This is a genomic window from Bacteroidota bacterium (assembly GCA_016722565.1).
Taxonomy (GTDB): Bacteria; Bacteroidota; Bacteroidia; order 2-12-FULL-35-15; family 2-12-FULL-35-15; genus 2-12-FULL-35-15.
The window spans coordinates 651,390-666,289 of record JADKIU010000002.1 but is presented as its reverse complement, the minus strand read 5'-3'; the positions used below and the strand labels follow the sequence as shown (position 1 = coordinate 666,289).

Sequence of the window (14,900 nt, the reverse complement as noted above, 5' to 3'; positions counted from 1 at the left end):
TTTCTATTCAAAATATATTTTGAATGACATGATGACTTTCGATTCTTTTTCGGAAGGTTCTACTACCATGTCGTAATAGTTTTTGTGTTTGTCGGCTATCAGGTATTTATATTTTTCGCCCGGTTTGCTGAAGTTTTTGCGGGTGCCGTTGTTACTTTCAACAAATTCAATTTCAAATTCACAGTCGTTGATCCATTTGAAGTATAATTTGGAATAGGTGCCATCTTTAAAATGATCAATCCAAAAGCCATCTTTAATTTCAACGATTACGCTGTCACCATTGTGTTCAAGATAGGCTAATCGTTTGTAGGTCGTAATTTGTTTACATACAGGATCTTTTAATTTTGTTTTTGGAATTTTCTTGAGTTGTTTCCAATCTCCTTGTTGGGGTTCCATTTTATCAATAATGGCTTTAAACTCTTTGCAGTTGCGTTGCAGGCGAAAGTAAACACTTTCCCAGATTTCCTTTTTTTTATCTTCCGGGTATTTCGCCATGAAGGGAAAAAGGTGTTTTTGAAAGGCGATCCCCAATTGTAATGAATCGGGATAATTGTTGGAAGCAATAATGGTTTTGCAAATTTCATTCACCAACGAATCTTTTTGCTCCATGGTTTGTGCGAATGCATGAAAATTAAAAACGATTAAAAAGAGGAATAGAATTTTTTTCATAGAGATTGGTATTCAAATATAAAAAGATGTAATGGTAAAGATAGCGAATTACGAGATATCTATTTCCTATTCAATAAAACTCAGCTCCGAAACATTCATCTCCTCCAAGCCAACTTTTTTTCTTCGTTCATTAAGCTTCGTTGGATCTTCAATCGGGTAATAAAGGAATTTCCGTTGTGCTTCATCGATTTTGAATTGCGTTCCATACACTTGTTTTTCCTTTTTAGCCACTTTTATTTTGTCCACAAAAAAGGCTACATCGGTCCAATCGAGTTCGCCTTCATCGGCAGCATCAATTATTAGTTTGTAGTATTTCTCTTTGTACTCAAGGTTTGCGGAGCTAATGATGGAGAAAGCAATGGCATAGTCATTTCCTACCAAAGTTTTTCCGGGATATCCAAACATAGAAATCAGGTTGTTTAATTCATCCAATATTTGGGAGGTATGCAAGGCATTCAAGGATTTAGCGCGTTGAAGCTGCGGGGAGTTTTTTCCGAAATTGGTTTCTGCCAATCGAACGCTGTCGTGGTATTTATAAATATCCACATTCATTTTTTTTAAAACAGCCACCAACGAATCGTTGATTCCGGGTTTGGGGTTGAAATCGATTTCCGAAATTTTTGTTCCATTTTCATACACTTGCTTCTTTACAAGTGTTCCGGTGCTGTCGTATACCAGCCAGTCGCCATAGTAGAAAAAATGCAATACTTTTTCTTCCTGAACAATTTTTGCTTTGCCTTGTTTTTTTATTTTACCGTTAGTATGGTAATAGGTGGTGTAGATTTTCGACCAGTGGTATTTTTCTTTTTTGTTGAGTGCTCCGTTTTTATCGTAGTACTTCCAAGTGCCTTTTGGGATGCCTTTTCGGTAGCGACCGGTATTGTCAATTTGTGTTTTTGTAGAATCGGAATAGATGATCCATTTCCCTTGTCGCTCTTTGTTTTTAAAACGATTTATTTTTTGAGAATAGGAGAGGAGTGGAAAAAATAATAGGAGTAGGAGTATGACTTTTTGAGCCTTGAATGATACGGCTTTCTGTTGATAAAGATTTCTCGACTTCGCTCGAAAGGACATTCTAACTGGAAATTTAGTGTGATACGACTTTTAGTAGATAACATTTTTATACTACTTATAAATCAATTGCTCATCAATTTACAAAAACTCCTCCAACACACCTAATCCTTGTCGGATGATTTCAAATTCACCTTCGCTGCAATCCACAACGGTGGATGCTTCATTGTTTCCATAGCCACCGGCAATTACAATGTCGACAATGTCTTTATACTTTTCGTGAATCAATTCGGGGTCGGTGGTGTATTCAACAATTTCATCATCATCGTGAACGGACGTGCTCATGATGGGATTGCCCAATTGTTTTACAATTTCCAAACAAATGGTATTGTTTGGTATTCGAATTCCTACGGTCTTTTTTTTGCTTTTAAATAATTTGGGAACATTGTTATTGGCTTCCAGGATAAAAGTAAACGGGCCCGGCAAAGCTTTTTTCATTACTTTGTAAGTAGCGGTGCTGATGGGTTTGGTGAAGTCGGCAAGGTGACTTAAATCGGAGCAGATGAATGAGAAATTGGCTTTTTCGGGATCAATGCCTTTTATTTTACAAACACGTTCCACAGCACGTTGTTTGTTAATGTCACAACCAATTCCATAAACCGTATCAGTAGGATAAATGACAACTCCACCATCACGCAAGCATTTTACTACTTGTGCAATCTCATCGTAATTCGGTTTTTCAGGATTGATTCGTAGAAGCATTGTTTTATTGTTTCGAATGCTTGTTTGGATAAAAACCCCTCTCCGTTTGGAGAGGGGATGGGGTGAGGTTTTATTTCTTCGCGTCAGCCAAAAACTGTGCTAATCCGCTATCCGTTAAAGGGTGTTTAAGCAAAGCTGTAATTGCGCTTAACGGGCAAGTAACAACATCGGCACCAATTTGTGCACAGTTGATGATGTGCATTGGGTGACGAACAGATGCTGCTAAAATTTCTGTTTCATAAGCATAGTTATCATAAATCAAACGGATGTCTTCAATCAAACGTAATCCGTCTGTAGAAACATCATCCAATCGTCCGATAAATGGAGAAACATACGATGCACCAGCTTTAGCTGCTAACAAAGCTTGTCCGGCAGAAAACACCAATGTGCAATTGGTACGAATTCCTTTTTTAGAAAATATTTAATGGCTTTCACACCATCTTTAATCATTGGAATTTTTACAACAATTTGTTTGTGCAATTTTGCCAATGCTTCGCCTTCCTTTACCATTCCAGCAAAGTCAGTTGAAATAACTTCTGCACTTACGTCACCGGTAACAATTTTACAGATGTCGACATAATGTTTCAGGATGTTTTTTTCTCCTTTGATTCCTTCTTTCGCCATCAATGATGGGTTGGTGGTTACGCCATCCAAAACACCTAAGTCTTGTGCTTCTTTAATTTGTGCAAGGTTTGCTGTATCAATAAAAAATTTCATATGTTTTTGATTTGTTAATTGACTGAATAGTAAAAATCTTTTAGATATTAGAAAAAATTACTAAGGCTTCGCATCGAAATGGCGAGGTTATATTCTTCGCAAATATATTGGAAACTATACAGAAAAAGAAATATGGAAAAGTCTTGATAAGTAGATGAGGGGTAAAAAAGAAGGGGTAAGCTACCTCTAGCACAGCGCTCAACCTGGTACCTTTGCTTGCTTCCGCACCTGGAGGGTTAAAGGGAGCTGCTTGTAAAGGACTTACCCCGGCACGAAAGTACGAATTTTATTTAATTTGAAAAGGAATTTTTTTAAGAACGTCATTGCGAGTCGCTTTTAGCGTGTTGTGGCAATCTCTCAGGATTGGAATCGTTTTACCAACAAAGAGTAATTCGTTCCCATGTTAAAAATCCTTAATTCTCTCATTGAGATAAGCAAAATCTAACAGATCTATATTCGCAATTTGTCTATATTGGGAACATTTCAGTTGTAATTCCTTTATATAACGAAGAAGAGTCCTTACCGGAATTGTGCGAATGGATTGAGCGGGTAATGACTACCTTTTCTTATTCCTACGAAGTTATCTTAATTGATGATGGCTCTAGAGACAAATCTTGGACTGTGATTGAGGCTATTTCTGCTAAAAATCCTAATATTAGAGGAATAAAATTCCGTAGAAATTATGGTAAGTCAGCTGCTCTAAACGTTGGTTTTGAAGCGGTACAAGGCGATGTGGTTATCACTATGGATGCCGATTTGCAAGATTCACCAGATGAAATTCCTGAATTGTATAAGATGATTGCGGATGATGGATTGGATTTGGTTTCCGGCTGGAAGCAAAAGCGCTACGATCCTCTTTCCAAAACAATTCCAACAAAATTATTCAACTGGGCAACCAGAAAAGCCAGTGGAATCAATAATTTGCACGATTTTAACTGTGGATTAAAAGCCTATAGCAAAGATGTTGTCAAAAATATTGAAGTTTATGGTGAAATGCACCGTTACATCCCTGTTATTGCAAAATGGGCAGGCTTTACAAGAATAGAGGAGAAGGTGGTTCAACACCGTGAACGCAAATATGGAGTAACCAAATTTGGTTTGGAGCGCTTTATCAATGGGTTCCTGGATTTAATGTCGATCACTTTTATTTCAAAATTCGGAAAACGACCAATGCACATTTTTGGTTTCTGGGGAACCTTGTCATTCCTTTTAGGTGGTGGACTTTCCCTGTATTTGATTATCGAAAAGATGTATAAATCGGCATACGCTATTCCAACTCGTGATGTGACTGATAAACCTTTATTTTATTTGGCTTTGGTAGCCATGATTATTGGTACTCAATTGTTCTTGGCAGGCTTTATTGGAGAACTTATTTCCGCAGTTCTTCGGACAGAAACAAGTACCAAATCGAAAAAAGCTTTAATAGTAGGTTAATTCATTCAACAAGTTTCGCTAAACTCCTTAATTTATTGGTTAAATTCTTTTGTTTAGCAGACAAATATTCTAATTTCGCATCCCCAATTTAAAAAAGGAAAACTACTCTCTATGAAAACAAAGCAATAAAAGATTTTTGACACTTCTTGTGTCTGATTGCTGTTTATTCATTTTCTCAATCTTCTTACAATAAAGATTCCCTGATTAGCGTCAAAATAGCTGATTTAACTACTTTCTGGAAAAAATACAACGATATTTCCAATGCGCGTCCGACTTTTGAAAGTTATGCGGTTATCCCTGATTTGTATGCCATCAAAGCAGTTGATTCAGTTTCTATGACCGATTATCAGAAAAAAGTAAACGATGCAAAAATGCCATTGTGAAACAGGATTTTGGTTTGGATGCCAACGCCAGCTACCTGGAAAATTTTAATCCTGATTTAATGCAGATGATAATTTAGCTTATACACAGAAGGTTTCAGGCCGGTGTAGATTGGAACATCCTTTCTGATGGAATTATCAGCAATCGTTACAAACAACAAATTCTTAAAAACGAAAATGCCATCAATTCGTTAAAGCCGAAAACGAAAATTGCCGGTGACGATTACATTGCCATTTCTCATAAAATCATTTATGCATTCAATATCCATAAGTTGAAATTATTGGAAAAACGTCAGCAAATTATCGATGATAAAATTGCAATCGCAAATGAATTGTATTTGTTAAAGCATTTACCTCGTATTGAATTGTTAAACATTATGCAACAGCAAGTAGATATTGGGAGCATGAACCAAATCTACAAAAGCTATAACGATCAGTTGGCGATGCAAATCGACCCCAAAACATTGCCTCAAAATGTGCTGCCATTGTTTGATGTGGATATTTCCAAAACGTTTACCTACAGTGAGAACAAAGTTGCAAACGACAGCATCCTCAAATTACAAATTGAAAATTTAGAATTGGCAAACAAGCCGTTGAGCGATATTCGTTTGAATACTCAGTTGCGTTACAACTATTATGATTTGGTAACCAATTCGGTTGCAAACAGAAGTTTTATGTCGGCCGGCATTGGTGTTTCTGTTCCTATTCCATTGGGCATTAAAGCAAATAAAAATGTTGTTTCTGCACAAGCGAAATTATTGGAATACCAGCAACAGGAGGCTGCTTCAACAAATGAAACCGATTTGTTGAATTCGTTTTATGAATTCAGATATAAATTGAAGCAATACAATAACTTTTTTGAAAAACGTAAAAAGTATGAAGAGTTAATTCGTGTAGAACGCGTAAAAGAAAAATTCGGAAATTTTGAATTTAATCCGCTTGCTGCTTTGAATTTGCTGGACGAAGTATTGGCAGTAGATATTGAACTCTTGGATTTACAGCAAGAAATGTATTTACAGTTGCTGGATATCAACGCAAAAGTTCCTGGTTCAGATGTAGCTTCTTTCATTCAACCTTACAAAGTAGATACTTTAAAAATCGTTCACGAAAAAACGGACAAAGCCTTGTATATCTGGTCGGAGGCACAAACAAAATACACAGCTGAATACATTGAAGAATACATTCGTTTGAATAAAGTTTCTACAGCAATCATTTCCTTGAGAAAAGACCAAGCTAACAAAGCAGAGGCCTTGAACCTGTTTTTGAAATTGAAATCGAAAGGTGTTCAATCAGAATTGTTGGTTGGAAATAATAAATTACTTACTGCCAAAGATCCTTCTGTTTATTTGGATTCGATTACTTCCGGAATTGATTTGAAATTAATTTCTGCACTTCATTTGGATGTGGAGCCGCATGTATTAAGCGATTATGATACCAACAAAGAAAAGTATTTGAATCAGTATGTGGAATTGTTGAAAAAGGCAAAAATCTATTGTACTCAAAAAGGAATTAAGTTAACGGTATCTATTCCTGTTTTCTATCCTGAAAACATTTTAAAAGATATTTATGCGCAAGCGGATTTAGTGTATCTGATGGCTTATGAGCATCCGGATGCAGAGTTTATCATCCGTAAAATAAAAGAAGAATTTTCGTTGGATGCATCCAAAACGGTGATTGCTTTGCGCGCGAAAGATTTCAAGAACAGAACAGAATGTGAGAAATTAATTAATGAATTAAGCTTAACGCTTCGAACCTCCAAATTTGCATTGCACGATTTGGAGACATTTGTAAAGCTGGATGAATTAAGTGTTATACAGGAAAAGTAAAAACAAACTATTTTGAAAAGTGTAGATTTTAAACGGAAAGATTCCGTTATCAGAGTTGTAAACGAGGATTTTAAGAAACCCAAACGAAATTGGGATCGGGTGATCTATATCGTTTTCTTATCGTTGGTAGCATTTTTTATCGGCTACTATGCCATCAGTAAAATCTTTTTTATTCAGGCAGACGGACAAGTGCTTTTTGAAAATGTGAGCATTCGTTTAACTGATGATTGCCGGATTTTGGCATATCAGAAAGATGAAGGCGATACCGTAAAAGTAGGTGACTCCTTATTTACCTATACGTTGGATAAAGATAATTTATGGGGAAATATGGCATTGAATGGCAACATCAGTGCTACCAGCTACGACAATGAATGGGACTGGATTGAAAAAGAGAAATATGCCTTGATGAAAAAGGTGGCTTTAAACAAAATTGATATCACCGAATCAACCGCATTAATTGGTAGTTATAAAAGCGAAATTCAACGTTTACAAAATGAAATCGTATTGGATGTATTACCCAAAAATCGCTTGGAATATGTACAAAACGAAATATTACGTCTGAATACAGCCATAGCAAAACTGAACAGCGAGAACAATCAATTGTACGGTTTACTGAAACAGTTGAATAGCATGGTGAAAACGGCACGTGTGAAAAGTACAAAAACAGCTTCTATTGGTGGTGGTGGAAATGGGGATGCCGATGAAAATGGGATTCGTGTTTTTTATTCCCCCATTGATGGAACAGTAACTCGAATCTATACACGTCAATTTGAAGTAGCGCTTAAGTCGGAGCAAATTATGGCCATCCACAAAAACACACCGATGTATGTGAAAGGCTTCTTTGAACAAGCGGATTTAAATTACTTTCATGAAGGTGATTTGGTGAATATTGAATTTCCCGATGGAACAGAAAGTAAAGGAATCATCAAACGATTCTATTATTCAACCTATCCATTGCCGGATGAGTTTCAAAAACGGTATGAACCTACAACACGTACGATTGCTGCAGATATTTACCCTGTGAGCGATAGTGAATACGAGCATTGGAGAGCATTTTTTAAAATGGGTGTTTCAGTTACTAAGTTTAAATACTAAAACTAGAAGTCAAGATGAAATTTGATAAAATAGAAATAGTTGACAATAAAATTGAGTTTGAGAATTTATTGTTTTATACCGTTGATAGTGGTTCTAGTTTAAAAATTGAACATTTAATGGGATACGATGCATTGATTGTGGACGCCCGCGACCACGATTTTGCGCGCTACATCATTAAAAAAATTCGTACCCATTACAATCCTGAGTTTTACTTAAAACCAATCTTTTTAATCAATTATAAAGAGTCGAAAGATCCATTTTTAAATTATTTACACGATGGATTGGTGTATTCGTATGATCAAATCAAGGATTTTGCTGAAATTGTCAAACAAATTTTCTTCAAAACAACACAGCTCGATTATCAATTGATTCCGTCATTTGAGGCGCAAACAATGAAGAAGGTGTTGAATTATATGTATACTCGGGAGTTAAAAACCTTAAAACCGTATGTGGATCTGAACTCCATTATCGGGTATACCTTTCCTGAAATATCTGTTCATTTTGATAATGCAGAAGAAGCACAGGTATTGGAGATTTTTGATTGGGCAGAGCGTGAAGGCTTGATTTGGCCGGATTTTCACGAACGCATTTACTTATGCAACCAATGCAGCAGTGGTTTTTTAAGTTACCGTGAAGTTTGTCCGCATTGCAACTCTTCCAACTCTAAATCCGAAGATTTGGTGCATCATTTTCCTTGCGCATTTATTGGTCCGATTTCAGACTTTAAAAACCCGATTGATAATACATTAACATGTCCGAAATGTAACAAAGGACTTCGTCACATTGGTGTAGATTACGATAAGCCGTCTATTATTCACCATTGCAACAGTTGCGACAATAACTTCCAGGATTTCCTCGTGAAGGCTAAGTGTATTTCTTGTACGCAAGATATCGAAGTTCAATATTTAATTCCGAAGTCAATTAACGTTTATAAGTTGACTAAAAAAGGCAGAGCTGCTGCAACGAATGGTTTCTTGTCATCCGGACAAGAGATTGAAGATATTTTTGGAACGATTAATATGGCAACATTTAAAATTATGTTGCATTATGAATTGGAACGTATCAAAGCGAATCCTTCGCAGAAAACCAGCATCGCATTGATTAACCTGGAAAATATTTTCGAATTGTATAATAAAATTGGAAAGAAGGCAGAAAAAACCTTGCTAGAAGATTTGGTGAATATGATTCGTGAAAATATTAATGCTGCTGATTTTATTGCCTTTGAAAACTCTTCAACCTTGTATTTAGGTTTGATCAATTCGGATTCGATGAAAGCAGAGCAGCAATTGATGCAACTCAGCATTTTAATCGAAAAAGTAATCAAAACTAATTTCAATGGTTTTGATGTAAAAGTGTTGCACAAAGGTCGCATATTGCATACCCATTCCAAGGCAGAGATTCAATTGCAGGAATTAACAACTGATTTGTTCGACTAATGTTAATGCGTTTCATAGATGAGTTTTACAACTATGCAACTTCGGTCGATGGCGCCAAGCTGTTCCGGATGTTCTGGTTCTTCTTTGTCTTTGAATTTTTCCGATTCTTCCTTATTGAAATCACTACCCTTGTACTTTGGAAGTTCACCAGTTTCTTTCGCAAGACGCGAATTGCCGATGCACGATTAACACTTCTCGAAAAAAATCCGTTTGTGTCAATCATTGTTCCCGGAAAAAATGAAGGGAAACATATTTATAAACTAGCGAACTCCTTAAAAGAGCAAACCTATCAGAATTTCGAATTGATTGTCATTGATGATGGTTCAGATGATGCGACTCCAGAAATTTGCAGAAGTTTAAAAAAATCGGGGTATATCGATACCTATTTAAGGAATGATGTAAGAGGAGGGAAGGCCTCTGCAGCCAATCTGGGCTTGCGCTATTCACGTGGTCAATACATCATCCATCTGGATGCCGATTGTTCGTATGATCGTGATGCCATTGAGAATATTTTGGTTCCTTTTTATTACGATTTGAACATTGGCGCGATTGGTGGAAATGTGCAAGTGCGAAATTATAAAGATAGTTTATGTGCTACGTTGCAAGCCATCGAGTACATGGATACCATTTCGGTGGGTAGGATTGCCTCCAGCGAATTAGGAATTTACCGTGTTATTTCCGGTGCATTCGGAGCATTTAAAAAAGAGGCACTTGACCGTTTGGGTGGTTGGGACATTGGTCCGGGTTTAGATGGCGACATCACCGTAAAAATCAGAAAGCTGGGTTATAAAATCCATTTTGAACCTTCAGCTGTTTGTCAAACAAGCGTTCCGGATACGTTTAAGAAACTGATCAAACAGCGTTTGCGTTGGGATAAATCACTGATTCGTTTTCGTTTGCGTAAACACCGCGATGTGTTTTATCCGAACGATTCCTTCCGTTGGTCCAACTTTATATCCTTCGTAGAAAACATTACTTATAATTTAATCCTGAATGTAAAATGGTATTTTTATATTTTCGATATGATTATTAATTTCGGATCTCAATTGTTTTTTATTCTTCCGATGAACATCTTGTTATATACGGTCAACAACATCATTAAATTTTTGGTGTTTTCTCCATTCCGTGATCGTAAGAACGAAACGGTTTCTTATTTTATGATTTACCTTCCGTTGATGGTATTCTATTTTGGTTATTTCTTGCGTATTGTTAGAACCACCGCCTATGTACAGGAGTTATTCTTCAAAGCATCGTATAAGGATAATTGGAATCCTGCGAAGTCGTCAGCACATGCAAAAGCATTAAAGCTTTAACTTACTTATATATTAAGAAGAGTGTAGGTCGTTTAGCGATTTCCGGAATTTGTTTTTTCCATTCCCCAATACTTTTTGTTTTGATAAATTCCGTTGGAAGTGTTATATCGCAGGCAATGCACAATCGTGTTTTCGGTTCGCATGAGGCAAGAACATCTTCAAGAATATGCATGTTGCGATAAGGCGTTTCGATAAATAATTGTGTTTGACTTTTATTGTAAACCAATTTTTCTAATTCTTTTATCTTCTTGATTCGTTCACCTCTTTCTTTGGGTAAGTATCCATTGAATGCAAAGCTTTGTCCGTTAAATCCTGAAGCCATTAATGCAAGTAGGATGGAAGAGGGGCCAACGAGGGGAACCACTTTGATATTATTTAAATGCGCGAGACGAACCACTTCAGAACCTGGGTCGGCAACACCTGGACAACCAGCTTCGGAAATTACACCAATGTTTTTGCCTTCTTGAATGGAATTTAAATAGGCGGATATTTCAACAGGCTGAGTATGTTGATTGAGGGTATGTAAAACAATTTCTTGCAAAGGCTTTTTTATTCCTAAACGTTTGAGATAATGTCGGGCTGTTTTTTCATTTTCAACGATGTATTCATCAATGGTGTTGATGAGTTCGTAGATTTTGGTCGGAATAACCTCTGCCGTTTCAGCATTTTCGCCCAGCGTTGTTGGGATAAGATAAAGGATACCTTTTGAAATCATTTTATGATTTAATTAAAGTGGATGCAATTTGTGTGCATACACGGTCTAAAAGTACAAAAACATCTTCAAAGCCTTGTTCGCCTCCAAAATAAGGATCGGGAACAGCCCTGTTTTCGTTTGGATACAATCGATTTAAGATGAGTTCTACTTTTTTAATATCCTTTTCATCTCTAGCCAATGCAATTACGTTTGTATAGTTGGAGCTATCCATTACAAAAATGGTATCAAATTGATCAAAATCTTCTTGGGTGAATTGCCGGCCTTTTAATTTAGAAATGTCGACACCATGTTTGAAGGCGTTGGCAACAGTTCGTTTGTCGGGGTGCTCACCAATATGATAATTTGAAGTCCCCGCAGAATCAATAAAAACAGAAATGCCAAGTTGATTTGTTTTTTCTCGAAGTATGCCTTCTGCAAGAGGAGATCTGCAAATGTTTCCAAGGCATACCATTAAAATTTTTTGCATAAACAATTAGTCTTTTAAAGGTGTGAATTTTAAGAGATAATAGGTTCCGGGTTGATCAATACGTTCGATGGTACCATTTAGCTGGTTCGCTAAAATTTTAATCAATTCTAATCCGAGTGTTGAATTGCTGGATTCTAATAAACTTAAATCATATCCTTTACCATTATCACCAATGGTAATGGAGTATTCTTCTGTTTTAGGAGATTTGTGAAGAATGATTTCAATTTGTCCGTTTTCAACATCTTTAAACGCGTATTTAAATGAATTGGAAATAATTTCATTTAATAATAATCCTAGTGGGATAATCGTATTGAGATTAAAATGTTGAACCTCTAAATCCAGTTTAAGTTTAATTTCTTTGTCGATGCTGTAGGTATCAATTAAATTTTCAACCAGCATGTTCAAGTATTCTTTACGTTGATATTGCCGTAGTCGGTTGATTTGTATAGCTTTTCGTGCACCAAGGAAATGGTTCTGATTCGGTTTCTGATTTCACGGAAGAGCTCCGCTGATTTCGGATCATTCACATAATCCGACTGAATATTAATTAAGCTATTGATGATTTGTAAATTATTTTTTACACGGTGGTGTACTTCTTTTAAAAGAATTTCATTTTCATCCCGTTGCTTAATAATTTCTGCAGTTCGTTGAGCAATAATTTTTTCTAATCGTTCCAAATACAATTCGTGTTTGTGCTTTCTGTATTCGTTGTATAGGTAGATTGCACCTGCTAAACCGAGGACGCAAAAAACGATGAACCACCAAGTGGTCCAGAAGGGAGCTTTGATCTCAAATGTAAATTCTTGAGCTTTTTCTGTTTTTATACCCGCTTTGGTTTCAGCGGTTACCATGAATTTATATTTGCCCGGAGGCAAGTTGGAGTAGGTGGTAGAGCTTAATTTATTTAACGGGCTCCATTCTTTATCAAAGCCTTCCAGCTTAAAACTGTAGCGTATATTTTCAGGAGATGTTTTGCTCAATGCGGCAAAGTCGAATGTGACGTGGTTCTCATTGTGAGCAAGCACCAGATTGATTGGAAGTTGAAACCATTCGGATAAAGTATCGGAATAGTTTTTCCAATCTACTTCATCATAAAATAATTTTATTTTAGTAATGTTTAAGGTTGGTATTTCCGGTTTTCGGATAAGCTCTTCTTGAGGATCAAACTTAATCGCACCTTTAATGGTTCCGAACCAAAGGGCGCCATTCCAATCGATGCAGGTTGCCCTTGAATTACATTCAATGCCTTTAAAGCCTTCTTCTTTTCCGTAATTACGAATGAAATCAATTTCGCCTTTTTCATTCAAAATGATTTTATCCAATCCTTTATTGGTACCCACCCAGATATTTCCCAAACGATCGGTATTTAATAAATATACCGTTCCGGAGGCGAGTCCTTCTTTGGTGGTGATGCTAATAAATTTGTTGCCATCAAATCGAGCGACACAATTATCTGTTCCCACCCAAATGGTTCCGAATTTATCAATGACCATACTTCCTGCGTAGGAGTTACAAAGTCCATCTTGGATTCCATACCTTTTTGTTACTTTTCCTTTGTTTGCAACAAAAACTCCTGCACCAGTTCCAATCCAAATTGCATCATTTTTATCTTGCACAAAAGAGTATACATTTTCATTTCCTAAACCCTCAGCAGATCCAAAGGGTTTGAATGTTTTTCCATCGTATACAAATGCAAAATGTCCTCTTGTGCCAATCCAGATATTTCCATTTTTATCTTCGAAGATGGCACGAATATTTTCGCAGTTAGGAACATTCATTTGTTGGAAGTTGCTTCCATTGTATTTTATTAAACCCTTCGTTGTTCCAATCCATACATTTCCTTTGGAATCAGAATAAATAAAACGGGCTTCTAATTCTGTAATGTTGCTGGTTTTAGAAATGTTTTCAACGGACTTTCCATCGTATTTAAAAATGCCATGTAAGCTGGTTCCTACCCAGATATTCCCTTTTTTATCCGCACAAATTGCAAAAATATCTTTCTCTTTTAGTCCTTCCAGATTTTCGAAATAGGTAAACGCTTGGTTGGTAAACTTCACCAATCCACCGCCACTGGTGCCAAACCAAAGATTTTCTGATTTGTCTTCAAAAATGGTACTTGCATTGTCAACTGACATACCATTGGTTTGATTAAAATTGGTGAGTTGAAGGTTGTGAAATTTATAAACACCTTTGTTTTGTGTAGCAATCCACAATTGGTTTTTTAAGTCGAAATGAATCGCATTGATTTTTGTATCACCAGGAAGTGGAATGGAATCGAATTTGCTTGATTTTACTTGATAGTGGGATGGACCCACAATTTTTATTTTATAAAAATTATAACGATCGGTGATACTTAAATATTACCGTTTACATCTTCAGAAAGGAGGTGATGTTTGCATTACTAATGTATTCATATCGAAAACCCGTAATAAGGTTTCATTTTTCAACACCAATAATCCTTTGTTTGTTCCAATCCATAGAATATTCCGACTGTCTTTTTTATAGCAGTTTACAACAAATGATTTAAGTGTATCACTTTTTATCGGTAATTCAATAAATTGTTTTCCATTGTATTTGACAATTTGGTTGTCGCTACAGATAATCGTATTGTTGTTATCATCAGTGATGATAAATTTGATGGTACCACCGGTAAAGCTTTTTTCTTTTTTGACAACAATAGGAGAAAAAGATTGACCATCGTATTTGCAGAGGTCGCTATTTTGATTTCCAATAATGATACTATGAGAAGCGTCTTCGGATATGGCAGTGATGATTTGTCCACATAACCCATCTTTTTCTTCGTAGGTTTTAAATTCTTTTCCATCAAAGCGGCACAATCCGCCACCGGCTGTTCCAATCCACAAGTAGCCTCTTGTATCTTCGTAGATGCAGTTGATTTCCGATTGAGACAAGCCATCTTCGAGGGAATAATTTCTAAAGTTGAATAATTGTGATTTAGCAGGTAGTGCAGAGAGTAGGAGTAGACAGAAAAGCAAACTATAGGATAGCTGCTTTAGTAGTAGTAGTTTTATTTTCATAGTAAATCGGGTTTAAACAAAAATAGGAATCAGATAAT

14 protein-coding genes, 1 other RNA gene and 1 pseudogene are annotated in these 14,900 nt (G+C 36.3%); 6 read left to right on the top strand and 10 right to left on the bottom strand.

Going from position 1 to position 14,900, the window contains the following annotated elements; genetic code table 11:
• Positions 1–3: 3 nt before the first annotated feature.
• The 5 genes and pseudogenes from IPP64_08310 to ffs all read right to left on the bottom strand — a co-directional run bounded on the left by IPP64_08310 (position 4) and on the right by ffs (position 3,426).
• Positions 4–669 carry a hypothetical protein gene (locus IPP64_08310; GenBank protein ID MBL0329403.1) on the bottom strand — a complete coding sequence of 222 codons (666 nt, stop codon included), beginning with the start codon at positions 667–669 and terminating at the stop codon, positions 4–6.
• Positions 670–735: 66 nt separating this feature from the next.
• Positions 736–1,743 (bottom strand): hypothetical protein, encoded by a 1,008-nt coding sequence (locus IPP64_08305; GenBank protein ID MBL0329402.1) that lies wholly within the window; start codon positions 1,741–1,743, stop codon positions 736–738.
• Positions 1,744–1,821: 78 nt separating this feature from the next.
• Positions 1,822–2,442 (bottom strand): threonylcarbamoyl-AMP synthase, encoded by a 621-nt coding sequence (locus IPP64_08300; GenBank protein ID MBL0329401.1) that lies wholly within the window; start codon positions 2,440–2,442, stop codon positions 1,822–1,824.
• Positions 2,443–2,512: 70 nt separating this feature from the next.
• Positions 2,513–3,159 (bottom strand): annotated as a pseudogene (gene fsa, locus IPP64_08295) (fructose-6-phosphate aldolase).
• A 170-nt stretch (positions 3,160–3,329) separates the two neighbouring features.
• An RNA gene (gene ffs, locus IPP64_08290) (signal recognition particle sRNA small type) lies at positions 3,330–3,426 on the bottom strand.
• A 204-nt stretch (positions 3,427–3,630) separates the two neighbouring features.
• Here ffs and IPP64_08285 point away from each other — a divergent pair.
• The 6 genes from IPP64_08285 to IPP64_08260 all read left to right on the top strand — a co-directional run bounded on the left by IPP64_08285 (position 3,631) and on the right by IPP64_08260 (position 10,643).
• Positions 3,631–4,593 carry a glycosyltransferase family 2 protein gene (locus tag IPP64_08285; GenBank protein ID MBL0329400.1) on the top strand — a complete coding sequence of 321 codons (963 nt, stop codon included), beginning with the start codon at positions 3,631–3,633 and terminating at the stop codon, positions 4,591–4,593.
• Between the two features lie 146 nt (positions 4,594–4,739).
• Positions 4,740–4,976 carry a hypothetical protein gene (locus IPP64_08280; protein ID MBL0329399.1) on the top strand — a complete coding sequence of 79 codons (237 nt, stop codon included), beginning with the start codon at positions 4,740–4,742 and terminating at the stop codon, positions 4,974–4,976.
• Between the two features lie 269 nt (positions 4,977–5,245).
• On the top strand, positions 5,246–6,799 hold the full coding sequence (locus IPP64_08275) for a hypothetical protein (GenBank protein ID MBL0329398.1): 1,554 nt from the start codon (positions 5,246–5,248) through the stop codon (positions 6,797–6,799).
• A gap of 12 nt (positions 6,800–6,811) precedes the next feature.
• On the top strand, positions 6,812–7,894 hold the full coding sequence (locus IPP64_08270; GenBank protein ID MBL0329397.1) for a hypothetical protein: 1,083 nt from the start codon (positions 6,812–6,814) through the stop codon (positions 7,892–7,894).
• A 14-nt stretch (positions 7,895–7,908) separates the two neighbouring features.
• The gene (locus tag IPP64_08265; GenBank protein MBL0329396.1) at positions 7,909–9,330 is read left to right on the top strand and encodes a hypothetical protein; all 1,422 of its coding nucleotides are present in this window, start codon (positions 7,909–7,911) and stop codon (positions 9,328–9,330) included.
• A 68-nt stretch (positions 9,331–9,398) separates the two neighbouring features.
• Positions 9,399–10,643, top strand: a complete 1,245-nt coding sequence (locus IPP64_08260; GenBank protein ID MBL0329395.1) for a glycosyltransferase family 2 protein — start codon at positions 9,399–9,401, stop codon at positions 10,641–10,643.
• Position 10,644: 1 nt separating this feature from the next.
• Here IPP64_08260 and IPP64_08255 read toward each other — a convergent pair whose 3' ends face one another.
• Genes IPP64_08255 through IPP64_08235 form a run of 5 tightly spaced genes read right to left on the bottom strand, consistent with a single transcriptional unit; the run spans position 10,645 to position 14,862 of the window.
• Positions 10,645–11,358, bottom strand: coding sequence for an SAM-dependent methyltransferase (locus tag IPP64_08255; GenBank protein MBL0329394.1), 714 nt, complete (start codon positions 11,356–11,358; stop codon positions 10,645–10,647).
• 1 nt (position 11,359) lies between these two features.
• Positions 11,360–11,824 carry a low molecular weight phosphotyrosine protein phosphatase gene (locus IPP64_08250; protein MBL0329393.1) on the bottom strand — a complete coding sequence of 155 codons (465 nt, stop codon included), beginning with the start codon at positions 11,822–11,824 and terminating at the stop codon, positions 11,360–11,362.
• Between the two features lie 6 nt (positions 11,825–11,830).
• Positions 11,831–12,223 carry a sensor histidine kinase gene (locus tag IPP64_08245; GenBank protein ID MBL0329392.1) on the bottom strand — a complete coding sequence of 131 codons (393 nt, stop codon included), beginning with the start codon at positions 12,221–12,223 and terminating at the stop codon, positions 11,831–11,833.
• A 2-nt stretch (positions 12,224–12,225) separates the two neighbouring features.
• Positions 12,226–14,139 carry a hypothetical protein gene (locus IPP64_08240; GenBank protein ID MBL0329391.1) on the bottom strand — a complete coding sequence of 638 codons (1,914 nt, stop codon included), beginning with the start codon at positions 14,137–14,139 and terminating at the stop codon, positions 12,226–12,228.
• Positions 14,140–14,199: 60 nt separating this feature from the next.
• Positions 14,200–14,862 (bottom strand): hypothetical protein, encoded by a 663-nt coding sequence (locus IPP64_08235; GenBank protein ID MBL0329390.1) that lies wholly within the window; start codon positions 14,860–14,862, stop codon positions 14,200–14,202.
• Positions 14,863–14,900 lie beyond the last annotated feature (38 nt).

What these genes read in the sequence shown, in the direction of transcription:
- IPP64_08305 (MBL0329402.1), bottom strand. Translation starts at nt 1,743, where the DNA reads ATGTCCTTTCGAGCGAAGTCGAGAAATCTTTATCAACAGAAAGCCGTA.
- IPP64_08255 (MBL0329394.1), bottom strand. Translation starts at nt 11,358, where the DNA reads ATGATTTCAAAAGGTATCCTTTATCTTATCCCAACAACGCTGGGCGAA.
- IPP64_08265 (MBL0329396.1), top strand. Translation starts at nt 7,909, where the DNA reads ATGAAATTTGATAAAATAGAAATAGTTGACAATAAAATTGAGTTTGAG.
- IPP64_08300 (MBL0329401.1), bottom strand. Translation starts at nt 2,442, where the DNA reads ATGCTTCTACGAATCAATCCTGAAAAACCGAATTACGATGAGATTGCA.
- IPP64_08260 (MBL0329395.1), top strand. Translation starts at nt 9,399, where the DNA reads ATGTTCTGGTTCTTCTTTGTCTTTGAATTTTTCCGATTCTTCCTTATT.
- IPP64_08245 (MBL0329392.1), bottom strand. Translation starts at nt 12,223, where the DNA reads ATGCTGGTTGAAAATTTAATTGATACCTACAGCATCGACAAAGAAATT.
- IPP64_08250 (MBL0329393.1), bottom strand. Translation starts at nt 11,824, where the DNA reads ATGCAAAAAATTTTAATGGTATGCCTTGGAAACATTTGCAGATCTCCT.
- IPP64_08310 (MBL0329403.1), bottom strand. Translation starts at nt 669, where the DNA reads ATGAAAAAAATTCTATTCCTCTTTTTAATCGTTTTTAATTTTCATGCA.
- IPP64_08235 (MBL0329390.1), bottom strand. Translation starts at nt 14,862, where the DNA reads ATGAAAATAAAACTACTACTACTAAAGCAGCTATCCTATAGTTTGCTT.